Annotated in this window: 22 protein-coding genes and 1 tRNA gene; 11 read left to right on the forward strand and 12 right to left on the reverse strand. The window is 67.0% G+C overall.

The window, feature by feature from the left end:
- Positions 1-59 precede the first annotated feature (59 nt).
- On the forward strand, positions 60-1,067 hold the full coding sequence (locus EOJ32_RS07925) for a DUF2125 domain-containing protein (protein ID WP_045981177.1): 1,008 nt from the start codon (positions 60-62) through the stop codon (positions 1,065-1,067).
- Here the strand turns inward: EOJ32_RS07925 and EOJ32_RS07930 are convergent.
- On the reverse strand, positions 1,064-1,990 hold the full coding sequence (locus EOJ32_RS07930; RefSeq protein ID WP_045981178.1) for a prephenate/arogenate dehydrogenase family protein: 927 nt from the start codon (positions 1,988-1,990) through the stop codon (positions 1,064-1,066). The two genes, EOJ32_RS07925 and EOJ32_RS07930, sit on opposite strands and share 4 nt — an antisense overlap.
- Entirely contained in the window at positions 1,987-3,075 is a 1,089-nt protein-coding gene (gene hisC / locus EOJ32_RS07935) for a histidinol-phosphate transaminase (RefSeq protein ID WP_127898182.1), read from the reverse strand. The genes EOJ32_RS07930 and hisC overlap by 4 nt, the downstream gene beginning before the upstream one ends.
- Positions 3,076-3,156: 81 nt before the next feature.
- Between hisC and EOJ32_RS20525 the strand changes: the two genes are divergently transcribed.
- The gene (locus EOJ32_RS20525; protein ID WP_256370513.1) at positions 3,157-3,282 is read left to right on the forward strand and encodes a hypothetical protein; all 126 of its coding nucleotides are present in this window, start codon (positions 3,157-3,159) and stop codon (positions 3,280-3,282) included.
- 243 nt (positions 3,283-3,525) lie between these two features.
- Here the strand turns inward: EOJ32_RS20525 and rpsD are convergent, their stop codons facing one another.
- Positions 3,526-4,146, reverse strand: a complete 621-nt coding sequence (gene rpsD, locus EOJ32_RS07940; protein ID WP_127898183.1) for a 30S ribosomal protein S4 — start codon at positions 4,144-4,146, stop codon at positions 3,526-3,528.
- Positions 4,147-4,299: 153 nt separating this feature from the next.
- Entirely contained in the window at positions 4,300-5,424 is a 1,125-nt protein-coding gene (locus EOJ32_RS07945; protein ID WP_164871407.1) for an ROK family transcriptional regulator, read from the reverse strand.
- Positions 5,425-5,549: 125 nt separating this feature from the next.
- Between EOJ32_RS07945 and EOJ32_RS07950 the strand changes: the two genes are divergently transcribed.
- The 3 genes from EOJ32_RS07950 to EOJ32_RS07960 all read left to right on the forward strand — a co-directional run bounded on the left by EOJ32_RS07950 (position 5,550) and on the right by EOJ32_RS07960 (position 8,471).
- Positions 5,550-6,572, forward strand: coding sequence for a sugar ABC transporter substrate-binding protein (locus EOJ32_RS07950; protein ID WP_371706132.1), 1,023 nt, complete (start codon positions 5,550-5,552; stop codon positions 6,570-6,572).
- A 73-nt stretch (positions 6,573-6,645) separates the two neighbouring features.
- Positions 6,646-7,701, forward strand: a complete 1,056-nt coding sequence (locus tag EOJ32_RS07955; protein WP_045999488.1) for an ABC transporter permease — start codon at positions 6,646-6,648, stop codon at positions 7,699-7,701.
- Positions 7,698-8,471, forward strand: a complete 774-nt coding sequence (locus EOJ32_RS07960) for an ATP-binding cassette domain-containing protein (RefSeq protein ID WP_045981184.1) — start codon at positions 7,698-7,700, stop codon at positions 8,469-8,471. The genes EOJ32_RS07955 and EOJ32_RS07960 overlap by 4 nt, the downstream gene beginning before the upstream one ends.
- A 95-nt stretch (positions 8,472-8,566) precedes the next feature.
- Here the strand turns inward: EOJ32_RS07960 and EOJ32_RS07965 are convergent, their stop codons facing one another.
- From EOJ32_RS07965 to thrS, 5 genes are all read right to left on the reverse strand, one after another.
- Positions 8,567-9,787 carry a multidrug effflux MFS transporter gene (locus EOJ32_RS07965; protein WP_045999486.1) on the reverse strand — a complete coding sequence of 407 codons (1,221 nt, stop codon included), beginning with the start codon at positions 9,785-9,787 and terminating at the stop codon, positions 8,567-8,569.
- 61 nt (positions 9,788-9,848) lie between these two features.
- Positions 9,849-10,472, reverse strand: coding sequence for a DsbA family oxidoreductase (locus EOJ32_RS07970; protein WP_127898186.1), 624 nt, complete (start codon positions 10,470-10,472; stop codon positions 9,849-9,851).
- Positions 10,469-11,932 (reverse strand): class I adenylate-forming enzyme family protein, encoded by a 1,464-nt coding sequence (locus EOJ32_RS07975; RefSeq protein ID WP_127898187.1) that lies wholly within the window; start codon positions 11,930-11,932, stop codon positions 10,469-10,471. The genes EOJ32_RS07970 and EOJ32_RS07975 overlap by 4 nt, the downstream gene beginning before the upstream one ends.
- Positions 11,933-12,006: 74 nt before the next feature.
- Positions 12,007-12,213 carry a cold-shock protein gene (locus EOJ32_RS07980; RefSeq protein WP_042244736.1) on the reverse strand — a complete coding sequence of 69 codons (207 nt, stop codon included), beginning with the start codon at positions 12,211-12,213 and terminating at the stop codon, positions 12,007-12,009.
- A 191-nt stretch (positions 12,214-12,404) separates the two neighbouring features.
- Positions 12,405-14,351, reverse strand: coding sequence for a threonine--tRNA ligase (gene thrS, locus EOJ32_RS07985; RefSeq protein ID WP_127898188.1), 1,947 nt, complete (start codon positions 14,349-14,351; stop codon positions 12,405-12,407).
- Positions 14,352-14,467: 116 nt separating this feature from the next.
- On the opposite strand from thrS, the gene EOJ32_RS07990 reads away from it, so the two are divergent.
- Positions 14,468-15,757 carry an MFS transporter gene (locus EOJ32_RS07990; protein ID WP_240542529.1) on the forward strand — a complete coding sequence of 430 codons (1,290 nt, stop codon included), beginning with the start codon at positions 14,468-14,470 and terminating at the stop codon, positions 15,755-15,757.
- Positions 15,754-16,503: a carboxylesterase gene (locus tag EOJ32_RS07995; protein ID WP_127898189.1), complete on the forward strand. Its 750-nt coding sequence runs from the start codon at positions 15,754-15,756 to the stop codon at positions 16,501-16,503. The genes EOJ32_RS07990 and EOJ32_RS07995 overlap by 4 nt, the downstream gene beginning before the upstream one ends.
- On the opposite strand, the gene EOJ32_RS08000 is transcribed toward EOJ32_RS07995, so the two are convergent.
- Together EOJ32_RS08000 and phaZ are read right to left on the reverse strand one after the other, a co-directional pair.
- Positions 16,485-16,958, reverse strand: coding sequence for a pyridoxamine 5'-phosphate oxidase family protein (locus tag EOJ32_RS08000; RefSeq protein WP_045981191.1), 474 nt, complete (start codon positions 16,956-16,958; stop codon positions 16,485-16,487). The genes EOJ32_RS07995 and EOJ32_RS08000 overlap by 19 nt on opposite strands.
- A gap of 89 nt (positions 16,959-17,047) precedes the next feature.
- Positions 17,048-18,394 (reverse strand): polyhydroxyalkanoate depolymerase, encoded by a 1,347-nt coding sequence (gene phaZ, locus EOJ32_RS08005; protein ID WP_127898190.1) that lies wholly within the window; start codon positions 18,392-18,394, stop codon positions 17,048-17,050.
- A 251-nt stretch (positions 18,395-18,645) separates the two neighbouring features.
- On the opposite strand from phaZ, the gene phaC reads away from it, so the two are divergent.
- The 4 genes from phaC to EOJ32_RS08025 all read left to right on the forward strand — a co-directional run bounded on the left by phaC (position 18,646) and on the right by EOJ32_RS08025 (position 21,989).
- The gene (phaC, locus tag EOJ32_RS08010; RefSeq protein WP_240542530.1) at positions 18,646-20,508 is read left to right on the forward strand and encodes a class I poly(R)-hydroxyalkanoic acid synthase; all 1,863 of its coding nucleotides are present in this window, start codon (positions 18,646-18,648) and stop codon (positions 20,506-20,508) included.
- 176 nt (positions 20,509-20,684) lie between these two features.
- A complete protein-coding gene (locus EOJ32_RS08015) occupies positions 20,685-21,140 on the forward strand; it encodes a hypothetical protein (protein WP_045981193.1) in 456 nt (151 codons plus the stop codon).
- Positions 21,141-21,278: 138 nt separating this feature from the next.
- On the forward strand, positions 21,279-21,857 hold the full coding sequence (gene phaR, locus EOJ32_RS08020; RefSeq protein WP_127898192.1) for a polyhydroxyalkanoate synthesis repressor PhaR: 579 nt from the start codon (positions 21,279-21,281) through the stop codon (positions 21,855-21,857).
- Between the two features lie 42 nt (positions 21,858-21,899).
- A tRNA-Ser gene (locus tag EOJ32_RS08025) sits at positions 21,900-21,989 on the forward strand.
- Positions 21,990-22,162: 173 nt separating this feature from the next.
- On the opposite strand, the gene EOJ32_RS08030 is transcribed toward EOJ32_RS08025, so the two are convergent.
- Positions 22,163-22,920 (reverse strand): IS5-like element ISPso2 family transposase gene (locus EOJ32_RS08030; RefSeq protein ID WP_127898193.1). Its coding sequence is split into 2 segments (ribosomal slippage): positions 22,163-22,596 and positions 22,596-22,920, totalling 759 coding nucleotides; the frame shifts between segments, so codons are not numbered across the junction.
- Positions 22,921-22,947: the final 27 nt, after the last annotated feature.

Below are 22,947 nucleotides of genomic sequence, written 5' to 3' on the forward strand. Positions count from 1 at the left end.
CCGTCCTTTCGGGGCACAAGGTAGGGCAGGACGGGGCGGGAAAAAAGGGCAGGGCGGGGATGCGCGGGATGGTGATCGGGACGGGACTGGTGCTGGCGCTGCTGGCGGGCGGCTGGCTGGGCGCCGAGACGCTGGCCAGCAACCGCGTGGCCGCACTGATCGCGCAGGACCCGGCGCTGCAGGCCGCATCGGTTTCGCCCCTGCGCGATCCGCGCCGGATCGGCGTCGCGCTGTCCGAACCGTCCTGGTCGGACCCGGCGCTTTCCATCAGCCTGCCCTGGGCGCGCCTGTTCCTGTCGCCGTCGTCGCCGCTGACCGCGCAGCTGGACCTGCCCGACGGTGCGGCGGTGACCCAAGGCGGGCAGGTGATGCAGCTGGGTCTGTCGGCGCCCGTGGCCAGCATGGCCCTGTCACCCCTGAACGGCATGGCGCCCAACCGGCTGGACGTGCAGGCCCGCGACCTGACGCTGGACGGCCAGCCCCTGGCGCAGGGCCTGTCGCTGCAGGCGCGGCTGGCGGGGCTGGGATCGGATGCGCCGCGTCCCGCGCGGGCGGCCTATGACCTCGATCTGGGGCTGACCGACCTGCAGGTCGGTGGACTGGCGCAGCTGGGGCTGGACCCCGGTCCGATCCCCGGACCGCTGTCGGTCTCGGGGCCGCTGCGGATCTGGCTGGACGGCACGCCCACGGTCACCGACGACGCCGCGCCGCAGATCGTCGGCTGGCAGACCGCCGGGCTGGACCTGCGCGCCGACACGATCGGCCTGCGCATCGTGGGGCGCCTGTCGCGCGACGACCAGGGCTTGGCCGAAGGGCAGGTGGCGCTGTATTCCGCAGACGCGGATGCGATGATCGGGATGGCCACCGGGCTGGGGCTGATCCCGGCGCAGGCCGCGATGCTGCTGCGGGCAGGCCTGTCGCAGCTGTCGCAGGCGGATCTGGACGACACGCTGCCCGGCCCCGACTTTCCCGCAGCGGCCGAGGGCGAGCTGCGCGTGGCCGTCATCATGCGCGATGGCCAGCTGATCCTGGGCGGTGTGCCGATCGGCCCCGCCCCGGCGATCTAGCCCGCGGGTCGGGCGCCGGGGGTGCGGCCGAAATCGGGCGCCTCGGTGTCCTGTCCGGCCTCGATGATGCCGCGGCGGATCGCCCGCGTGCGGGTGAAGTAGTCGTGCAGCTGCTGGCCGTCGCCCATGCGGATCGCGCGCTGCAGGACGAACAGCTCCTCGGTGAAGCGGCCCAGGATGTCCAGCGTCGCCTCCTTGTTGTGCAGGAACACGTCGCGCCACATCGTCGGGTCGCTGGCCGCGATCCGGGTGAAGTCGCGGAAACCGGCGGCGGAATACTGGATCACCTCCTCGCCCGAGACGCGGCGCAGGTGGTCGGCCACCCCCACCATCGTATAGGCGATCAGGTGCGGCGCATGGCTGGTCACGGCCAGGACCAGGTCGTGATGGGGGGCGTCCATCCGGTCGGTCTTGGCGCCCATCGCGGTGATCAGCCGGTCCAGCCGCGCAAGCGCCTCCGGGTCGGTGTCGGGCAGCGGCGTCAGCAGCCACCAGCGGTTGCGGAACAGGCTGGCAAAGCCCGCGCGGGGCCCTGAATGTTCAGTGCCGGCCAGCGGATGGCCGGGGATGAAATGCACGCCCGCGGGCAGGCAGGGGGCGACCGCGTCGATGACCGACTGCTTGACCGAACCGACATCGGTGATCGTGGCACCAGGGGCCAGATGGGGCGCGATCTCGGCCATGACCTCGGCCATGGCGCCGACGGGGACGGCCAGCACCACCAGATCGGCGCCGGCCACCGCCAGGGCGGCGGTGTCGCAGACCTCGCACAGGCCGATCTCGCGTGCGGTGTCGCGCGTCGCCTGGCTGCGGGCATAGCCGGTGACGCGGCCCGCCAGCCCGCCATCACGAATGGCATGGGCCATCGATCCCGCGATCAGGCCCAGCCCGATCAGCGCCACCTTGTCATAGACCTGCGTCATTGCGCGCGCCCCTGCATGAAGTTGCCCAGGCAGTCCAGCACCCGCGTCACGGCCGCCTCGTCGCCCACGGTGATGCGCAGCGCGTCGGGCAGGCCGTATCCGCCCACGCGCCGCACCAGGATGCCTTCGGCGCGCAGCGCCGCATCGGCCGCGGTCGCGGTCTGGGGGCTGTCAAAGCGGGCCAGCACGAAATTGGCAAAGCTTTCGTCGCAGCCGATGCCCATCTGGATCAGCGATTGCCGCATCCGGTCGCGCATCCGCGCGTTCAGCGCGATGCAGCGGTCGGTGAAGTCGCGGTCCAGGACGGCGGCACGTGCGGCCTCCATCTGGGCGTTGGACAGGTTGAAGGGCTGGCGGATGCGGTTCAGCACGTCGATCACCTCGCGCGCGGCGTAGCCCCATCCGATGCGCAGCCCGCCCAGGCCATAGGCCTTGGAGAAGGTCCGCGTCATGATCACGTTCGGATGCCGGTCGACCAGCGACGCGCCGCCGTCGAACCCGTCGGCGAATTCCGTATAGGCGCCGTCATGGACGAACAGCACCTGCGGCGGCAGGCCATCCACCAGGCGCTGCAACTCGTCCGCGCCCAGCATCGTGCCGGTCGGATTGGCCGGGTTCGCGATGAAGACGACGCGTGTGCGCTCGGTCACCGCGGCCATGATCGCGTCCACATCGACCCGGCGCGTGTCCTCCGGCACGGTCACCGGGATCGCGCCGACCATGCGTGCCAGGATGGGATACATCGAAAAGCCGTGCTCGGTCGTGATGACCTCGTCGTCCGGACCGGCAAAGGCCTGAACCACGAACTGCAGCACCTCGTCCGAGCCCACGCCGCAGATAATGCGGTCCGGATCCAGCCCGTGCACCTGCCCGATGGCCGCGCGCAGCCCCGCGTGATCGGTGGCCGGATAGCGGTGCAGATCGCCCGCCGCGCGGCGGAAGGCCTCCTGCGCCGCGGGGCTGGGACCAAGCGGGTTTTCGTTCGACGACAGCTTGAGCACGTCGTCGCGGCCCGCCAGCGTGCTTTCGCCGCTGACGTAAAGTGCGATATCCATGATGCCGGGCTGCACGGGGGTCTGGGTCATGGGGGTCCATCCTTGTGTCCGGCCCCGTTTAGTGCCGTGCCGATGCCAAGGAAAGCCCCCAAACCGTCGCGTGCCGCATGCTTGGGCAAGGACGAAATCCGCTGCGTTGATCGGCGGGACGTCGACATGGCGCAGCACGATGCCATCGCCGCCACAGCGGATGACCGTGTTCCGATCAATGATGCGCAGATCCGCAATCCGACTTGACCCGATGGCCGCTGGGATGCGCGATCCAAGCCCTGTTTCCGATCAAGCGGCCAGAACCGGGATTGGTCGGGTCGGTCAGTTCAAAGGGTCCGCGCTGGATGGGGGCGATAACGGCAGTCCGAAGGGGACGAATGCCGCCCCGCCAGCCGATCCTGATCGAAGGGCGATTGGGAAAATGGGCGCGGTGCCATGCAAAAGGCCGCATCCGAAGATGCGGCCCAAAGACGGTCGATCTGGCGAAGATCAGTTCTTCGCGTAGAATTCGACGACCAGGTTCGGTTCCATCTGCACGGCATAGGGGATGTCGCCCAGGGCCGGGGTGCGCACGAAGGTGGCGGTCATCTTGTTGTGGTCGACTTCCAGATAGTCCGGAACGTCACGCTCGGTCAGGGCGACGGCTTCCAGCACGATGGCCAGCTGACGCGAACGCTCGCGGATCGAGATGACATCGCCTTCCTTGACGCGGTAGGAGGCGATGTTCACGCGCTGACCGTTGACCTGGATGTGGCCGTGGTTCACGAACTGGCGGGCGGCCCAGATGGTCGCCACGAACTTGGAGCGGTAGACGACGGCGTCCAGGCGACGCTCCAGCAGGCCGACCAGGTTCTCGCCGGTGTCGCCGCGGATCCGCTCAGCTTCGCCATAGATGCGGCGGAACTGCTTTTCGGTCAGGTCGCCGTAGTAGCCCTTGAGCTTCTGCTTGGCGCGCAGCTGGGTGCCGAAGTCCGACAACTTGTTCTTGCGGCGCTGGCCGTGCTGGCCGGGGCCGTATTCGCGACGGTTGACGGGCGACTTGGCGCGGCCCCAGATGTTCTCGCCCATGCGGCGATCGAGTTTGTACTTGGCAGACGTGCGTTTGGTCACGGCTGATCTCCTTCAACAGGTTGCGAAGGGCGTTGTCCTTTGGCCCAGGGGTCTTGCGATCCGGGGCCTGACAGGGTTCCCCTTGCGGGGTCCACCAACACCAACGAAGCGTGCCGTATAGACGCGCAGGCCCCGGTGTCAACCGCAATCGCCCTAGTCCAGCGCCCCGTCCGGCTGAAAGAAATGCGCCAGCGGCAGCCCCGCGGCCCCCAGGATGCGCGCGCTGCGGCCAAGCGATCCCTCGATCACCTGCGGACGGTCGATGCCGGCGGTCGGCATCCCCTCCAGCGCCGTGCGGGTCCCCTGGGCCAGCCGCGCGCGCGTCGCAGGCGGCACCGCCCCGTCGATCACCACCAGCGGCAGATCGACCAGAGCCACCGCCGACAGTGCGACGAAGGCCAGCGCCCGGCCCGCCTGGTCGGCCCATTCGGCCTCGATCTCGGCGGGAACGTCCCAGCCCGAATCGTCGGGCGGCAGGGACCGTCCGATCAGGGCCTCCAACGCCGAGACCGAGGCCTTTTCCAACAGCTGGCCGCCCTGTGCGCCCACGACCGGGATGGGCATCGACCCCAGGGCGCCCGCGTTGCGGGTCGGGCCGTGGCGCAGCGCGCCGTCCAGCACGATGCCGCCGCCCGCGAAATGGGCGATGTAGATGTGGATGAAGTCCCGCGGCAGGTCGGTCTTGCCGAAGATCAGTTCTGCCCCGCAGGCGGTGGTGGCGTCGTTTTCCACGAAGATCGGGACGGGCAGGCTGCGCGACAGTTCGGCCTGCAGGTCGTGGTCCAGCCAGTCGGCCATCTCCTGGCCCCAATCCCACAGCCGATAGGGGGTCGCGACACCCAGTCCCATCAGACGTGCGCGCTGGCCGGGGTCCAGCGATGCGGTCATCGTGTCCAGCCCCTGACGCGCGAATGCCAGCACGCGGTCGGGGGTGGGGTGGGCATAGACCTCCTGGCGGTGCATGCGCACGCGGCCCGCGAAATCGACCAGCGCCAGTTCGACCAGCCGGCGCCCGATCTTGAGCCCCAGAAACCACGCCCCGTCCGGGGCCAGCGCCAGCGGGGTCGAGGGTTGGCCGACCTTGCCCCGCACCACCGCACCGGCGTCCAGATAGCCCGCCATCATCAGCTTGCGCGTCAGGTTGGTGATGGACTGTGCCGACAGCCCCGTCAGCTGCGCCAGCGCCGCGCGCGGCATCGGTCCCCGCCGTCGGATCAGCGACAGGATCAGCCGTTCGTTCCGGCTGAGCGCGCCGGGGCCGTCACGATCTAGGGGCATGGGTTCCGTCCTCCTGAATCGCATTAATCAACATGATTGATTTATTGACAAGCGCAATCTTCTGGTGCTTTGTAACGTCAAGACGGCCGAGGAACCGTCGTGCTGGAGGAGTTAGTCAAGTGACCATCAAAACCGTTATCCGCGCATCCGTCGCGGTGTCCACGCTTGCCCTGTCGGCAGGCTTTGCCCAAGCGCAAGAGGCCACCAAGGCCTGCCTGATCACCAAGACGGACATCAACCCGTTCTTCGTGAAGATGAAGGAAGGCGCCACCGCCAAGGCCGCGGAGCTGGGCATCGAGCTGATGACCTTTGCCGGCAAGATCGACGGCGACCACGAGACCCAGCAGCAGGCTGTCGAAAGCTGCATCGCGGCGGGCGTCAAGGGCATCCTGATCACCGCGTCCGACACCAAGGCCATTACCGAATCGCTGGGCCAGGCCCGCGAGGCGGGGATCCTGGTCATCGCGCTGGACACGCCGCTGGACCCGATCGATGCGGCCGACGCGACCTTTGCCACCGACAACCGCGAGGCGGGCCGTCTGATCGGCGCCTGGGCCGCGGGCCAGATGGGCGATGCTGCGGCGGATGCCAAGATCGCCATGCTGGACCTGTCGGCCAGCGCGCCGTCGGTGGACGTGCTGCGCGATCAGGGCTTCATGGCGGGCTTTGGCATCGACGTGAAGGACGAGAACGTCATCGGTGACGAGGACGACGCCCGCATCGTCGGCCACGAGGTCACCTCGGGCAACGAGGAAGGCGGCCAGCAGGCCATGGAGGCGCTGATGCAGCGCGATCCGGCGATCAACCTGGTCTACACGATCAACGAACCGGCCGCGGCCGGCGCCTACGAGGCGCTGAAGTCCTTTGGCATGGAAGAGAACGCCCTGATCGTGTCGATCGACGGAGGGTGCCCCGGCGTCCAGAACGTCGAGGCGGGCGTGATCGGCGCCACCGCCCAGCAGTATCCGCTGCTGATGGCGTCGATGGGCATCGAGGCCATCGCGGCCTTTGCCGCCGACGGCACCAAGCCGGAAACCAGCGAGGGGTTGGATTTCACCAACACCGGCGTCAACCTGGTCACGGACAAGCCGGTCGAGGGCGTGCCGTCGATCAGCGTGGCCGAAGGCCTGGAGCAGTGCTGGGGCTGATGCCCCCCGCCGCATGACGTCGCGACGGCGGGTTGGCCGCCGTCGCCTTCCGTGACACGCCACGAGGTCCCCGATGTCCGACACCCCCGATCCCGTGGTCGAGCGCGTTGCCGGTGAGAAGGTCGCGCAGTTCGACCATCGTCACCGCAGCACGCTGGACCGGGTGCAGCATTTCCTGCACCAGTATCCCACCATGGTTCCGGTCATCGTGCTGGTCCTGTCGCTGATCGCCTTCGGGCTGATCTCTCCCAACTTCTTCTCGGCGTTCAACCTGTCGCTGATCCTGCAGCAGGTGGCCGTCGTGGGCACGCTGGCGGCGGCGCAGTCGCTGGTCATCCTGACCGCGGGCATCGACCTGTCGGTCGGCGCGGTCATGGTGCTGATCTCGGTCGTGATGGGGCAGCTGGCGGTCAACTTCGGCATCCCGGTGCCGATCGCCATCCTGGTCGGCCTGGCCTGCGGGGCGGGAACCGGCGCGCTGAACGGTTTCCTGGTCACGCGGCTGAAGCTGCCGCCCTTCATCACCACGCTTGGGACCTGGAACGTGTTCCTGGCGCTGAACTACTACCTGTCGGGTCGAGAGACGATCCGCAGCCAGACCCTGGACATGGACGCGCCGCTGCTGAAGTTCTTCGGCACCCGGTTCAACTTGGGCGGCGCCGTGCTGACCTATGGCGTGGTGCTGATGCTGGTCGTGTTCGCGGTGCTGTTCTATGCGCTGTACTATACCGCCTGGGGGCGGCGGGTCTATGCGGTCGGCGACGATCCGGAATCGGCCGCGCTGGCCGGCATCCAGACCAAGCGCGTGCTGCTGTCGGTCTATGTCGTGGCGGGCCTGATCTGCGGCCTGGCGGCATGGTCGTCTATCGGTCGCGTGGGGTCGATCAGCCCGACGTCGTTCTTTGAGGCGAACCTGGAATCGATCACGGCCGTGGTCATCGGGGGCATCTCGCTGTTCGGGGGGCGCGGGTCGATCGTGGGGCCGCTGATCGGGGCGCTGATCGTGGGCGTGTTCAACTCGGGCCTGCGACTGGCGGGTGTGGACGTGCTGTGGCAGCTGTTTGCGACCGGCTGGCTGATCATCTTCGCCGTCGCCATCGACCAATGGATCAGAAAGGTGTCGTCATGACCGAGCCGCTGCTTACCGCCCGCAACCTGGTCAAGCGCTATGGCCGCGTGACTGCCATGGATCATGCCGACTTCGACCTGTATCCCGGCGAGATCCTGGCCGTGATCGGCGACAACGGCGCCGGCAAGTCCAGCCTGATCAAGGCCATCTCGGGCGCGGTCAAGCCCGACGAGGGCGAGATCCGGCTGAACGGCCAGGTGGTCAGCTTTGACAGCCCGCTGGATGCCCGCAAGATGGGGATCGAGACGGTCTATCAGACGCTGGCCCTGTCGCCCGCGCTGTCGATCTCGGACAACATGTTCATGGGGCGCGAGATCCGCAAGAAGGGCATCATGGGCCAGTGGTTCGGGATGCTGGACAAGCAGGCGATGGACGATTTCGCCCGCGCCAAGCTGTCCGAACTGGGCCTGATGACGATCCAGAACATCGCCCAGCCCGTCGAGACCCTGTCCGGCGGTCAGCGCCAGGGCGTCGCCGTGGCGCGGGCGGCGGCCTTCGGCAGCCGGGTGATCATCCTGGACGAGCCGACCGCCGCCCTTGGCGTCAAGGAAAGCCGCCGGGTGCTGGACCTGATCCAGGACGTGCGGTCGCGGGGCATCCCGATCGTGCTGATCAGCCACAACATGCCGCACGTGTTCGAGGTGGCGGACCGCGTCCACATCCATCGCCTGGGCAAGCGGCTGTGCGTGATCGACCCCAAGCAACATTCGATGTCGGATGCCGTGGCCTACATGACCGGCGCGCGTGCACCCGAAGGGGTTGCCGCCTGAGCCTTGCGTCCCGCGGCGGCCGGGGGGCCAGCCCCCCGGACCCCCCGTGGCCGGTTCCATGACGAACGGGCGGGACCGCAAGGCCCCGCCCGTCTTCAGTCGTTCAGACGCCGCATCAGCGCCCAGGCCAGGCCCGAGCAGATCAGCGTCGCCGTGATCGCCGGGATCGCGGTGCCGTTGTAGAGCAGTCCAACCGGGGCTGCGATCAGCACCGCCGCCAGCGTCGAGATCGCCGCGACGATGGATGCGGCCATGCCCGCGATATGGCCCATGCGCTGCAGCGCCAGCGCGTTTAGGTTGCCGAAGGTCACCCCGGCCATGAAGAACACGCTGACCGCCCAGAAGAAGAAGACCGGGAATTCCAATCCCTGCGGCAGCACGCCGGACAGGATCAGCGTCAGCGCCAGTCCCGACACGATGGTCTGCATCACATAGGCCCATTTCGCGATCCGCCGCATGCCAAAGCGCATCACGAAGGTAGCGTTCAGCACCGTTCCCGACCCCGACAGCAGCGCCATGGCGGCGAACCACAGGTGGAAGTTCTCTCCCTTGCCGTAGGTTTCGCCGAAAAGCTGCTGGGCCGAGGACAGCAGGCCGAACATCTGCCCAAAGCCGAGCGTCAGGATCAGCGTCGCCAGCATCACCTGGCGGTCGGACAGGACCTCGCGCGCAGCGGCATAGAGGGTGCCGATGCGCAGGGGACGGCGGGCGGCGGGGGGCAGCGTCTCCGCCTGGCGGATGTTCAGCCACAACGCACCGATAAGCGCGAAGGCGATGAATGCCAGGAACACCCCGTGCCAGTCCGAGATCGCGATGATCCCCGCACCAAGCGTCGGCGCCACGGCCGGGATCATGATGAAGATCATCATGACGAAGCTGCTGATCCGGGCCATCTCGCGCCCTTCGTAGAGGTCGCGGACCAGGGCCAGACCCACGATGCGCGGACCGGCGGCGCCGAGGCCCTGCACGAAACGCGCGACCAGCAGCAACTCTAGCGAATCGGCATAGATCGCGGCGATGGTCGCGGCGATGTAGATGCCAAAGCCGATGGTGATCGTGCGCTTGCGGCCAAGCGCGTCGGACAGCGGGCCCGCGAACAGCGTGCCAAGCCCCATCCCGGCCACGAAGGTGGTCAGGATCAGCTGGGCGCGGTTCACGTTGTCGGGCGTCAGGTCCGCCGCGATGTCAGGCAATGCGGGCAGCATCGCGTCGATGGAAAAGGCGATGGTGGCGAACAGGAATGCCAGCATCGCGATGAATTCGGGCAGGGGCAGGCGTTGCTGCTGCGCAAGCCCGGGGTGGGAAACGTCTGTCATGGGGTCACCGGTTGGGTCAGACCCTCAGATAGGCCCATCTTGCAGAGTCTGCAAGTTGACCCTAACGGGATGCTGCCATGATCTCGTCGATGACGCTCTGCCACAGGTCCGCGGGCTGGGCGCCGCTGACCGCATGGGCATCCGCGACGATGAAGGTCGGGACCGACGAGATCCCGCGCTGTCGGGCATGCGATTCGCGACGGGCGACCTCGTCGCGGTCGGCGTCGCTGGCCAGCAAGCGCGCGGTCAGGGCAGGGTCCATGCCGGCCGCCCCGGCGATCGCCGACAGGACGGACGCATCACCGATGTCCTGGGCATCCTGCCAATGCGCCCGCAGCAGGCCGGACATCACCCGGCCTTGTGCACCTTCCAGCCCGGCCCAGTGCATCAGGCGATGCGCATCGGTCGTGTCGGGTTCGCGCGGCGAGGGGTTCAGCGTCAGGCCGAGGGCCGCGGCGCGTTCCGCCAGCGCGCGCGTGGCGGCATCGACCTGATCGCCCAGCTTGGCCCGAAGATAGGCCACGCGGTCCATCCCTTCGGGCGGCATGGCAGGGTTCAGGCGGAACGGGTGCCAGGTGATCGCGAAGGGATGATCGGGGCGGCTTTCCAGGGCGTGGTCCAGTTCGACCTTGCCGATCAGGCACCAGGGGCAGACGGGATCGGCGAAGATGTCCAGGCGGGTCATGGTCGGTCCTTGCGATGCGCCTCGCGCAGGGCGCGGCGGTTGATCTTGCCGGTGGGCGTGCGCGGCAGCGCGTCCAGCGGGATCCACGCGCGGGGCTGCTTGTAGCGGGCAAGGCCGGCCGCGGCCAGAGCCTGCATCTGGGCGGGCGTCGCGGCACCGGTCCAGAAGGCCGCGATGATGCTGACCCCCGGCGCGGTGGGCAGTTCCGCTACCGCCACGTCGCCCGCATGGGGATGGCTGGCCAGATGATCCTCGATCTCGGGCGGGGCGACGCGAAAGCCGCCGGCATTCATGATGTCGTCGGCCCGTCCCAGCAGCGTGATCGCGCCGCGATCATCGGCCTGCGCCATGTCGCCGGTCACGAACCAGTCGCCACGAAAGCAGGCGCGTGTCGCATCGGGATCGTCCAGATAGCCCAGGAACAGCCCCGGATCGTCGCGCCGGACCGCCAGCGCGCCCGGCTGTCCCGGTGGCAGGGGGCCATCGTCGCCCAGGATCGCGAGATGTCGGCCGGGCTGCGGAAAGCCCGCCGTGCCGTGGGGCGCGGGCCGGGACGGGCTGCCCGAAAGGAAGGTCGAGATTTCGGAGGCGCCCATCGCCTCGTGCAGGTCGGTGCCGGTGCGGGCGGTCCAGGCGGTGCGCAGGCCGGGGTCCAACCGCTCTCCGGCGGCCAGGGCGTGGCGGAGGGTGGCCATCGGGGGCCAGTCCGCGCGCAGCATCCGGCGAAAGACACCGGGCGCCCCGGCCAGGATCGTCGCGCCGTGACGCGCGGCCAGCAGGGGGATGCGTTCGATCGGGGTGCCGTCGGCGGGAATCAATGCCGTCGCCCCCAGGGTCCACGGGTCCAGCAGCCCGGTGCCAAGGGTGAATGTCCAGTTGAACGCCCCGGCATGCAGCAGGCGATCGTCGGCGCGCAGCCCGTACCAGCCCGCCATCATCGCCTGCCGCGCCAGGATCGCGCGATGCGCGTGCATGACGGCCCGGGGCTGGCCCGAACTGCCCGAGGTGAAGACGATATAGGCCAGCCGATCCGCGGACCCTTGGGCGAAATCGGCCGGGGGAAGCGTGGCAAAGCCGTCAAGGTCGCCCTCGGTCAGGACGGGGGCGGGATGGTCGGGCAGGGGCACGCCCGCGCCGGCCACGATCATCGCGGGTGCGATGCGGGCAGCGATGCGCGTGATCTCGGCCCCGGTCAGCTGGGCCGAGGTCGGCACCGGGATCACCCCCGCAGCGATGGCCCCAAGATAGGCGATGGGAAAGGCCGGGCGGTTCGCCAGACGCATCAGCAGCCGGTCGCCCGGGCGCAGGCCCGCGCGCGTCAGGCCCGTGGCCGTGCCCAGCACCGCGCGGCGCAGATCGCCATGGGTCCAGACCTGCGCGTCGTCCGCGCCCATGACGACCAGGGCCTGGTGGTCCGGGACAGCCTGCCCCGCCCGCAGCACATGTTCGGCCAGGTTCATTCCTGCGTCCTGCCTGTCGCCCAATAAAAAACGGCCCGCGCGAACGGGCCGTCCGGATCACGCGCGATGGCGGATCAGAGCAGTTTCAGATCGCTGGCCGAGGCGCGGCCATCACGGCCGGACTGCAGCTCGAATGCGATCTTCTGGTTGTCCTGAAGGCCCGTCAGCCCGGCACGTTCCACGGCCGAGATGTGCACGAACACGTCCTTGCCGCCGTCATCGGGCGCGATGAAGCCGAAGCCCTTGGTCGAGTTGAACCATTTTACCGTTCCGGTCGCCATAACCGTATTCTCCTTCAAGTCATCCCGACGCAGGATTGCGCCAGGCCGTGCAGCCCGCTTTCGGTCTTCCGGCTGCCCAAGAGGGAGGCGGTAGAAAGTCTTCGCTCACGCGACTGAGAGGATGCCCGAATCGTTGCAAAACGCAAGCGTCAAACGCGGCCCCGTGGTGCCGCGTTTGACGCAGGCGGGGTTCAGCGCAGGTCCGGGGGCGTGGCCTCGGCCGCCAGATCGGCCACGACCTGGTCCAGGGTCACGGTGCGACTGCCCTGCGCGTCCAGGCGGCGCAGCGAGACGGTCCGGTCCTCGACCTCCTTCATGCCGATGGCCAGGATCGCCGGAACGCGGCCGACGGAATGCTCGCGGACCTTGTAGTTGATCTTTTCGTTACGGATGTCCGCCTCGGCCCGGATGCCGCGGGCGCGCAAGGCGGCCACAACCTCGTGCACATAGGCGTCCGCATCCGACACGATCGAGGCCACGACCACCTGACGCGGCGCCAGCCAGAAGGGCAGCTTGCCGGCGCTGTTCTCGATCAGGATGCCGATGAAACGCTCGAAGCTGCCCAGCACCGCGCGGTGCAGCATGATGGGCCGGTGCTTGTGCCCGTCGGCACCGACATATTCCGCATCCAGACGTTCCGGCAGGTTGGGGTCCACCTGCAGCGTGCCGCACTGCCAGTCACGACCTATGGCGTCGGTCAGCACGAATTCCAGCTTCGGCCCGTAGAACGCGCCCTCACCGGGGAAAACCGTGTAGTCATGGCCCGCGGCCTTGCAGGCGTTGCCCAGGGCGGCCTCGGCGCGGTCCCAGCTTTCCTCGGTCCCGATGCGTTTTTCGGGGCGCGTCGACAGCTTGATGCGCCAGCCCTCGAAGCCCAGGTCGGAGTAGATCCCGGCCAGGAAGTCGATAAACTTCTTGGTCTCGGCCTCGATCTGGTCCTCGGTGCAGAAGATGTGGGCGTCGTCCTGGGTAAAGCCGCGTACGCGCATGATGCCGTGCAGCGCGCCCGAGGGCTCATAGCGGTTGCAGGACCCGAACTCGGCCATGCGCAGCGGCAGGTCGCGATAGGATTTCAGTCCGTGGTTGAAGATCTGCACGTGGCACGGGCAGTTCATCGGCTTCAGGGCGTTGATCGTCTTGGTCTTGGCATGTTCCTCATCGACCTCGACGATGAACATGTTTTCCTGATAGTTCTCCCAGTGCCCTGATTCTTCCCACAATTTCCGGCTGACGACCTGGGGCGTGTTGACCTCGACATAACCGTCGGCGCGCTGCTTGCGGCGCATGTAGTCCTGCAGCGTGGTATAGATGTTCCAGCCGTTCGGATGCCAGAACACTTGGCCCGGCGCCTCCTCCCGCATGTGGTACAGGTCCATCTCGCGGCCCAGCTTGCGGTGGTCGCGCTTGGCGGCCTCCTCCAGCATCGTCATGTGCGCCTTGAGGTCGTCGCGGTTGCGGAAGGCCACGCCATAGATGCGCTGCAGCATGGGTCGCGTCGCGTCGCCCAACCAATAGGCCCCGGCGATATGGGTCAGCTTGAAAGCATCGGCGGGCAGCTGGCCGGTATTCTGCAGGTGCGGACCGCGGCACAGGTCCTGCCAGTCGCCGTGCCAGTACATGCGCAGGTCCTGGCCCTCGGGGATGCGGTCGATCAGCTCCAGCTTGAAGGGCTCGTTCGCCGCCTTGTAATGGGCGATCGCGCGGTCGCGGTCCCATATCTCGGTGCGGACGGGTTCGCGGGCGTTGATGATCTCCTTCATCTTGGCCTCGATCGCGCCCAGATCGTCGGGAGTGAAGGGTTCGGCCCGGTCGAAATCGTAGAACCAGCCGTGGTCGCGGACCGGGCCGATGGTGACCTTGACGTCGGGCCAGATCGCCTGGACCGCACGGGCCATCACATGGGCGAAATCGTGGCGGATCAGCTCCAGCGCCTGCGCCTCGTCCTTCATCGAATGGATGGCGATCTGGCCGCTGGCGGTGATCGGCCAGGCCAGGTCGATGTGGGTGCCGTCCAGGCTGGCGGAAATGGCGCGCTTGGCAAGGCTGGGCGCGATGCTCTCGGCGACCTCGGCGGCGGTCACGCCGGCGGGATAGTCGCGCGCATTGCCATCGGGAAAGGTGAGGGTGATCTGGGACATGTTGTCCTCCTCGTCGGTTTGGCGCCCACGGAACGCCCGGTTGCGGGTTATGGTCGGGCAGGCATGGACGTGCCCGCGCGATTAGTCAAGATTACGGCAACACACGGGAAGCCAGCATGAGCCACCACAGCGATTTCGAGGAGCAACTGTTCGAGCGTCTGGTCGAGGACCCCGACAGTGACGGCGGCCTGTCCGACGCCCAGAGCCGGGTCGAGCCGCGCAACTTCCTGCGCCACATCCTGTCTCTGGCCGCGTCGAAACTGGCCGACGGGCTGGTCGACGCAAAACTGGTTCTGTCTTGGCTGCTGACCCATCTGGGGGCGGGGGCGGGCGTGATCGGCTTGCTGGTTCCGGTCCGCGAGGCCGGGTCGCTGCTGCCGCAACTGTTCACCGCAGGGGCCATCGGCGCACTGCCGCGACGCAAATGGGCCTGGGCCGTGGGCAGCGTCGTTCAGGGTCTGGCGGCGCTGGCCATCGCGGGCATCGCCCTGACGATGGAGGGGCCGGCCGCGGGCGGGGCCATCATCGCAGCCCTGGCGGTGCTGGCCCTGGCGCGGTCGGTCTGTTCGGCCAGCTACAAGGATGTCTTGGGCAAGACGGTGGGCAAGTCGCGGCGCGGCGCGGCCACGGGTTTCGCCAGCAGCGTGGGCGCCGCCGGGGTCATCGTCTTTGCCGGCCTGCTGCTGTGGCAGCCGCTGGACCGGGCGGTGCTGGTCATCGGCGCAGTGGCGCTGGCGGGCGTCGCCTGGATTCTGGGCGGCGCGATCTTTGCGACCTTGGACGAGGAGGCGCAGCCGCGTGAGGAGGTGCTGAGCCTGTCGCAATCCATCGGCCAGCTGCGTCTGGTGCGCGAGGATGGACAGTTGGCCCGGTTCATCGTCGCGCGGTCGCTGCTGGTGGGATCGGCCTTGGCGCCGCCCTATCTGCTGGTGCTGGCCGCGGCGGGGCAGGGAGACCGTCAGCTGGGCCTTCTGGTGCTGGCATCGGCGCTGGCATCCCTGCTGTCATCCTGGGTCTGGGGGCGGATGTCGGACCGGTCGGCCCGCCGGGTGCTGATCTCGTCGGGCGTCGCGGGGGCAATCGCCCTGGGTGCGGCCTTGGTTCTGGCGGCGATGGGGCTGGCACAGGTGACGGGGGCGATTGCGGTGGTTCTGTTCGGCCTGATGATCGCCTATCACGGCGTGCGGCAGGGGCGGACGACCTATCTGGTCGACATGGCGCCCGATGATCAGCGCGCCACCTATACCGCGGTGTCGAACCTGGTGGTCGGTGTCGTCCTGCTGGTGGCCGGCGCCGCCTCTGCGGGGCTGGCGGTGCTGGGCGCGCAATGGGCGGTGGCCGCCTTTGCCGCGGCGTCGGCCCTGGGGGCCTGGGTCGCATGGGGATTGGACGAGGTGAGCGAATGACGGATTATCTGACGACGGATACGGGACGGCGCATCGCCTACGATCGCCTGGACGGGCAGGGCCCCGGCATCGTGTTTCTGGGCGGATTCCGGTCCGACATGCAGGGGTCGAAGGCGGTCCATCTGCGGGACTGGGCGGCGGCGCAGGGGCGTGCCTTTTTGCGGTTCGATTATTCCGGGCACGGCGCCAGCGATGGCGTGTTCGAAGAGGGCTGCATCGGTGATTGGGCCGCCGATGCCCGTGCAGCGATCGAGGCGCTGACACAGGGCCCGCAGGTTCTGGTCGGATCGTCGATGGGCGGGTGGATCAGCCTGCTGATGGCACGAACGATCCCGGACCGCGTTGCCGGGCTGGTCACGATTGCCGCGGCGCCGGATTTCACCGAACGCGGGTTCTGGGCCGGGTTTTCACCCGGCCAACGCGAGGCGCTGATGCGCGACGGCCGCGTTGCCCTGCCAAGCGAGTACGGAGAGCCGCTGGTCCTGATGCGCCGGTTGATCGAGGATGGCCGCGACCAACTGGTCCTGAACCAGCCGCTGTCGCTGCCTTGTCCGGCGCGGATGCTGCAGGGGACAGCGGATGCGGATGTGCCGGTGTCCTGGGCGATGGACCTGCTGGACCACGCGTCGGGCGAGGATCTGCGGCTGACCCTGGTCAAGGGGGCCGATCACCGGTTCTCCTCGCCCGAATGTCTGAACCTGATCGTCGCGACGATCGAGGAGGTCGTTCAGAACGTCAGGGAATAATGGTCGCCCATGTCGGGCTTGTCGCCGGTGATCTTGGATTTGGCGATCTGATACAGGAAGGCCATGCTGCCGCCAGTGGCCCAAACTTCCGCCTCGGTCAGGTCCAGACGCAGCAGCTGGACGTCGGGGTCCTGCTTGCCATCCTCGAACCAGCTGGAGGCGACGGCATTCCACAACTCGTCCAGCTTGGCGCGGTTGTCGGACAGGGACAGGGTGCCGTGGATGCGGGCGTAAAGGCCTTGGCCAGCATCGCTGACCACATGCATCGCATCCTGCGGACCCGATGCCACGCTGCGGGCCAGATCGGTGTCCTTGGCGGTGATGAACCACAGCACGCCGACCTTGCGGTCGGTATAATGCGACATCGGAACAAGCCGCGAATCCTGGGTCACACCCAGCATGCCGCTGTTGATGTCGTCCAGACGGCTCCAGAACTGGTGATTGTGGTCGGTCATCCTGCGATCCTTTCGTGCCGCATCAGGCGGCGATCGCGGGATAAACAACGATCCGCGGGACCGGGTTCCCCCGTCCCGCGGGACCGACGTCAGACCGCGACGTTGTCCGAGTGGACCGGATCGTTGACGCCGCAATCGGCGGCCGCGCCGCCTGCCCGACGCTTGCGACGCGGCTTGACGCTGTCCGGCAGCGCTGCGTTTTCGTCAATGAAGTCAAGAACCAGCGGGCGGATGTTCAGGCGCCACGACTTGCCGGCAAAGATGCCGTAATGGCCGGCGCCCGGTTCCAGGTGCTGAACCTTCCTGGCGTCGGGCACGCCGGTGCACAGGTCCAGCGCCGCGACGCATTGGCCCGGCGCCGAGATGTCGTCATTCGCCCCCTCGACCGTCATCACGGCAACGTCGGTGATCTTGCCGATATCGACGGGACGGCCGTCGACGGTGAAGCGGTTCTGCGCGATCTCGAGGTTCTTGAAGATGCGTTCGACGGTCGACAGGTAGAATTCGGCCGTCATGTCCATGACCGCCAGGTATTCGTCATAGAACTTGTTGTGCTTGTCGCCTTCGCTGGCGGTGCCGCGCGCCTCGGCATAGATCTGTTCGATGAAGGCGCGGGTATGGGTCTGCATGTTCATGGTGATGAACGACGACAGCTGCGCCAGCCCGGGATAGACCATGCGCCCGGCACCGCGATACTTGAACCCCACGGACTGGATCGCCAGATGCTCCAGCTCACCCATGGTGATGCGGTTGCCGAAATCGGTGACCTCGGTCGCGGCGGCGTCGGGGTCGACGGGGCCGCCGATCAGGGTCAGGGTGCGCGGCTGCGCAGCCGGCTCCTCCTCCGCCAGGATGGCGGTCGCGACCAGGGCCAGGGGCGCCGGCTGACACACCGCAATGACATTCACGTCGGGGCCCAGGTGGCGGATGAAGTCGACCAAGTAGCGGGTATAATCCTCGACGTCGAACTTGCCCTCGCTGACAGGAATGTCGCGGGCATTGTGCCAGTCGGTCACGTAGAGTTCGCAGTCGTTCAAAAGCGACAGCACCGTCGAGCGCATCAGGGTCGCATAGTGACCCGACATCGGCGCGACCAGCAGGACCTTGCGGGGCAGGGGGTCGCGACGGGCGACGCGGAAATGGATCAGGTCGCCGAAGGCCCGGCGCAGGACCGGCTCGACATAGACGACGTGGTCCTGCCCGTCCTCTCCGGCGATGGGGGGGATCTCCCAGTCGGGCTTGATCACCATGCGTGCGAAGCTGCGTTCGGTGACACGGCCCCAGGCCCCCAGCATCCGGAACGCGGGATGCGGGACCAGCGCGAAGGCGGGATAGGCCCCGATCGCGCGGGCGGTCGCGCCCATCCATTCGTTCGTGTTCCGAATCGTCTCCATCGCGTCATAGGACACGATGCCGCGAAGACCTTTGACCGACATGTAACCCCACAATTGCTGCGCCGCGGCACATGATCTGCGCGCGACGGGGCGGCGGGAACGGGGTCAGAAGCCGGGTTTACGCCTTGCCTGCCCTGCGCATATCATGACCGTATAAGTAGGGGGGATTACGGATCATGGCAAGACAGCCGGACAAGACGGGTAAAAATGTTGCCAAATTACGTGCGAAACCGGCAACAACCGCAAAGGCGCGCGCGAAGCCCAAGCCCCAGGCCAAGACCCCGGAGGTCGAGGTGAAGACGCCCCAGGCCAAGGTGGAGGCCGCCGAACCCAAGATCGAGACGCCCCAGGTCCAAGGCACGCCGCCCGAAGGCGAAGCTAAGGTCGCGGCGCCCAAGCCCGCCCCTGCCGCCCACAAGCTGGCCGAGAACATCGAGCGGATCGAAACCCTGGGTCACCGCCTGATGGCCGCGCTGGCCGATCGCAACCTGCCCAATCCCGGCGTCGAGGGGCCGGGCGCCGAGCTGTACCTGACCGCCGCGAACGCGTTCCTGAAGACGCTGGCGGAACATCCCGCCAAGATGATCGAGACGCAGGTCACCTTCTGGGGGCAGACCCTGTCGAACTATGCCCGCGCGCAGAAGGCGCTGGCCACCGGGCAGCTGACCGCTCCCGAGGATGACAGCCCCGCCGATCGCCGCTTTGCCAACCCGCTGTGGCAGACCCATCCTTATTTCAACCTGATCAAGAAGCAGTACCTGACCAATGCGCGCGCGCTGAAGGATGCGACGGCGACGCTGGACCTGCCCGACGATGTGACCCGCAAGCGTGTCCACTGGATGACCGCGCAGATCATCGACATGATGGCGCCCACCAACTTTCTGGCGACCAATCCCGACGCGCTGGAGAAGGCCGTCGAGACCGAGGGCGAGAGCCTGGTCAAGGGGCTGGAGAACCTGGTTCGCGACGTCGAGCAGCATGGCGGAGAGATGATCGTGTCCCTGGCCGATCGCCGCGCCTTCACGGTCGGAGAGAACATCGGAACCGCGCCCGGCACCGTCGTCTATCGCGCGCCACTGTTCGAGCTGATCCAGTACGCGCCCACGACGCCCAAGGCGCATGCCCTGCCCTTGGTGATCTTTCCGCCCTGGATCAACAAGTTCTACATTCTGGACCTGAAGCCCCAGAACAGTCTGATCCGCTGGCTGGTGGATCAGGGTCAGACGCTGTTCGTCGTCAGTTGGAAGAACCCCGATGCCAGCCTGTCCGACACCGGCATGGAGGAGTACGTCCAGGCCTATCTGGACGCGATGGACCAGGTGCAGGCCCTGACGGGACAGGCGCGGCTGAACGCGGTCGGCTATTGCATCGCGGGCACCACGCTGTCGCTGACTCTGGCGCTGCTGAAGCAGAAGGGCGATCGCCGCGTGAACTCGGCCACGCTGCTGACCACGCTGACGGACTTTTCCGACCAGGGCGAATTCACCAGCTTCCTGCAGGACGATTTCGTCGGCGGCATCGAGGCCGAGGTCCAGCGCCACGGCCTGCTGCGGGCGCAGCTGATGTCGCGCACCATGAGCTTCCTGCGCGCCAACGACCTGGTCTGGGGCCCTGCCATCCGCAGCTACATGATGGGAGAGACGCCGCCGGCCTTCGATCTGCTGTTCTGGAACGGCGACAGCACGAACCTGCCCGGACGCATGGCGATGCAGTACCTGCGCGGCCTGTGCCAGAAGAACGCCTTTGCCAAGGAGGGGTTCGAGCTGCTGGGCCACCGCCTGCACCTGTCCGACGTCACGGTGCCCTTGTGTTCGATCGCCTGCGAGGGTGACCACATCGCACCCTGGAAGGATTGCTGGCGCGGGGTGGCGCAGATGGGATCGAAGGACAAGACCTTCATCCTGTCGCAGTCGGGGCATGTGGCGGGCATCGTGAACCCGCCCACGCGGCAGAAATACGGCCACTATCTCAGCGATCACGGCTTTGACGGCACGCATCAGGACTGGAAGGACGCGGCGGCGTTCCAGCAGTCCAGCTGGTGGCCGACCTGGGGCGCATGGCTGGCCGAGCGAGCCGGTCCGATGGTGCCCGCCCGCGACCCCGGAGCGGGTCTTGATCCCGCCCCCGGCCGCTATGTCCACGAGCGCGCAGGCTGAAGCGGGGCTGGCGCACGGGACTTTCCAAGGGCTTGCGCCGACCCGCCGGATTTTCGCCGCGCCGCAGAAAAAATACTTGAAATGCTGCGGTGCAGCATTCATATTGGTGGCATGGAATGGATCGCAGCGACCCGTTCCCTCTGTCTCTCGGTCGCTGCATCACAGGAGTGAACGACATGGCAAAGACCCCCGATATGACCAAGACGATGCAGGACATGATGGCGAACTTTCCCATCGACACCAGCTCGATGCAGGACGCGATGAAGTCGCAGTCAATGATGGGCGAGAAGCTGGCCCGCGTCGCGCTGAGCGCCGCCGAGCGTTCGACCGAGATCTCGGCCCGCTGGGCCAAGGACTCGATCTCGCGCATGGGAGAGCTGGCTGCCGTCAAGCAGGACCCGTCCGAATACGCCAAGGCCATGAGCGATTTCGCCTCGGCCGCAGCCGAAATGGCCGCCGAGCACATGGCTGCCTATGCCGAAGTCGCCAAGAAGGTCCAGATGGACACCGTCGACCTGATGCTGACCGCCGGCAAGGACATGGCGTCGGATGCGCAGAAGGTGGCCGAAAAGGCCGCCCGCGACACCCAGACCGCCGTCAAGAAGGCCGCCACGGCGACCGCCGACAAGTGATCGCCTGATCACCAGAAACGACGGGGCAGGGGCGACTTCGGTCGCCCTTGTTCGCATTTGCGCGCCGGGGCTTTTTCCTTTGCGTTTTGCGGGTGCAGAATTCATCATGGCGGCCAGGATGAATTCAAGGAACCCAGGATGGCCGCATCGACTGCGCCGCTGCTGATCAAGCGTTATGCCAGCCGCCGCCTCTACAACACGCAGACCAGCGACTATGTTACGCTGGAGGATATCGCGGGCTTCATCCGCGATGGCCGCGAGGTCAAGATCATCGACCTGAAGTCGGGTGACGATCTGACCCGCCAATATCTGCTGCAGATCATCGCCGAACATGAAAGCCGGGGCGAGAGCGTCCTGCCGCTGGACGTTCTGACCGACCTGGTGCGCAGCTATACGACCAACGCGCAATCGGTCGTCCCGCAGTTCCTTGCCGCGAGCTTCGAGATGCTGCGCGAGGGACAGTCCAAGCTGATGGAGAACATGGCGGCGATGCCCAATCCGATGGCCACCATGCCGGGATTCGACGCGCTGCAGCGCCAGCAGCAGATGTTTCTCAAGGCGATGATGGGCGGCTGGCGCGGTGGTGCCTCGGGCCCCGAACGCGAGGATGGCACGCCCGCGCCCCCTGCCGGACCCGCAACCCCCGAAGACGAGCGCGACATGGCCGAGATCCGCCGCCAGCTTGCCGAACTGCAAAAGCGCGTTTCCAAGCTGTGATCCCCTTGCACCGCGCCGTGCGTCGGGCTAGACCCGCCTCACGGAGCGATGGCCGAGTGGTCGAAGGCGCACGCCTGGAAAGTGTGTAGGCGGGAGACCGTCTCGAGGGTTCGAATCCCTCTCGCTCCGCCATATTTCTTTCGTAACCTATTGTTATTAATTGCATTTACGCACCGGGGTTGGTTTTCTTCCCCCGAAAATTCCCCCATTTGCTCTGGGAAGGCCTTAGCTTTTGACAGAACTTGGCGGAAAACGTATCACGGCTGTAGGCCTCGTTTGACTCTTGGTTCATCTAGGGTCAGGATTCATAACCAATAGATGACGAGAGCCGCGAGGGCGATGGCTGAGAGGAAGACCTTGGGGCATCGGTCATAGCGGGTCGCGACGCGCCTCCAGTCCTTGAGCCTGCCGAACATGATCTCGATGCGGTTACGCCGCTTGTATCTCCGCTTATCGTATTTGATCGCCGTCTTGCGTTTCTTCCGGCCTGGGATGCAGGCACGTATCCCCTTGTCCTGCAACGCTTCTCTGAACCAGTCAGCGTCATAGCCACGATCTCCGAGTAGCCATTTGACGTTTGGCAGGCCACTCAGCAGGGCCCGAGCGCCGATATAATCGCTGACCTGTCCAGCGGTGACGAACAGGTCGATCGGTCGCCCCTGACTGTCGCAGATGGCGTGCAGCTTGGTGTTCATACCGCCTTTGGTTCGACCGATCAGGCGACCACGCCCCCCTTTTTGGCGGCCATGCTGGTCGCCGTTCGATGGGCCTTGAGGTATGTTGCGTCGATCATCACGGTCGTTTTCTCGCCGTGTTCCGCCGCCAGCCCGGCCATCATCCGCGCGAAGATGCCCTTTTCGCTCCAACGCTTCCACCGGCTGTAGAGCGTCTTATGTGGGCCATACGCGGCGGGCGCATCGCGCCAACGCAAGCCATTGCGATTGATGAAAATAATCCCGCTCAGCACCCGTCTGTCATCAACCCGGGGCTTCCCGTGCGACCTGGGAAAGAAGGGAGCCAGGCGCGCCATCTGCGCGTCGGTCAGCCAGAAGAGATCGCTCATGTCACCGCTCCGTTTTCGGAGGCGTGA

The organism is Paracoccus sp. Arc7-R13, from assembly GCF_004010775.1.
GTDB lineage: Bacteria > Pseudomonadota > Alphaproteobacteria > Rhodobacterales > Rhodobacteraceae > Paracoccus > Paracoccus marcusii.

Excerpts from the sequence above, each read along its gene's own strand:
- EOJ32_RS07980 (WP_042244736.1), bottom strand. The coding sequence starts at position 12,213 with ATGGCGACCGGAACGGTAAAATGGTTCAACTCGACCAAGGGCTTCGGC.
- EOJ32_RS07965 (WP_045999486.1), bottom strand. The coding sequence starts at position 9,787 with ATGACAGACGTTTCCCACCCCGGGCTTGCGCAGCAGCAACGCCTGCCC.
- EOJ32_RS07960 (WP_045981184.1), top strand. The coding sequence starts at position 7,698 with ATGACCGAGCCGCTGCTTACCGCCCGCAACCTGGTCAAGCGCTATGGC.
- EOJ32_RS07970 (WP_127898186.1), bottom strand. The coding sequence starts at position 10,472 with ATGACCCGCCTGGACATCTTCGCCGATCCCGTCTGCCCCTGGTGCCTG.
- EOJ32_RS08015 (WP_045981193.1), top strand. The coding sequence starts at position 20,685 with ATGGCAAAGACCCCCGATATGACCAAGACGATGCAGGACATGATGGCG.
- EOJ32_RS07925 (WP_045981177.1), top strand. The coding sequence starts at position 60 with ATGCGCGGGATGGTGATCGGGACGGGACTGGTGCTGGCGCTGCTGGCG.
- EOJ32_RS07990 (WP_240542529.1), top strand. The coding sequence starts at position 14,468 with ATGAGCCACCACAGCGATTTCGAGGAGCAACTGTTCGAGCGTCTGGTC.
- EOJ32_RS08000 (WP_045981191.1), bottom strand. The coding sequence starts at position 16,958 with ATGACCGACCACAATCACCAGTTCTGGAGCCGTCTGGACGACATCAAC.
- EOJ32_RS07995 (WP_127898189.1), top strand. The coding sequence starts at position 15,754 with ATGACGGATTATCTGACGACGGATACGGGACGGCGCATCGCCTACGAT.
- phaR (WP_127898192.1), top strand. The coding sequence starts at position 21,279 with ATGGCCGCATCGACTGCGCCGCTGCTGATCAAGCGTTATGCCAGCCGC.
- EOJ32_RS07945 (WP_164871407.1), bottom strand. The coding sequence starts at position 5,424 with ATGCCCCTAGATCGTGACGGCCCCGGCGCGCTCAGCCGGAACGAACGG.
- hisC (WP_127898182.1), bottom strand. The coding sequence starts at position 3,075 with ATGACCCAGACCCCCGTGCAGCCCGGCATCATGGATATCGCACTTTAC.
- thrS (WP_127898188.1), bottom strand. The coding sequence starts at position 14,351 with ATGTCCCAGATCACCCTCACCTTTCCCGATGGCAATGCGCGCGACTAT.
- EOJ32_RS07930 (WP_045981178.1), bottom strand. The coding sequence starts at position 1,990 with ATGACGCAGGTCTATGACAAGGTGGCGCTGATCGGGCTGGGCCTGATC.
- EOJ32_RS07955 (WP_045999488.1), top strand. The coding sequence starts at position 6,646 with ATGTCCGACACCCCCGATCCCGTGGTCGAGCGCGTTGCCGGTGAGAAG.
- phaZ (WP_127898190.1), bottom strand. The coding sequence starts at position 18,394 with ATGTCGGTCAAAGGTCTTCGCGGCATCGTGTCCTATGACGCGATGGAG.
- EOJ32_RS07975 (WP_127898187.1), bottom strand. The coding sequence starts at position 11,932 with ATGAACCTGGCCGAACATGTGCTGCGGGCGGGGCAGGCTGTCCCGGAC.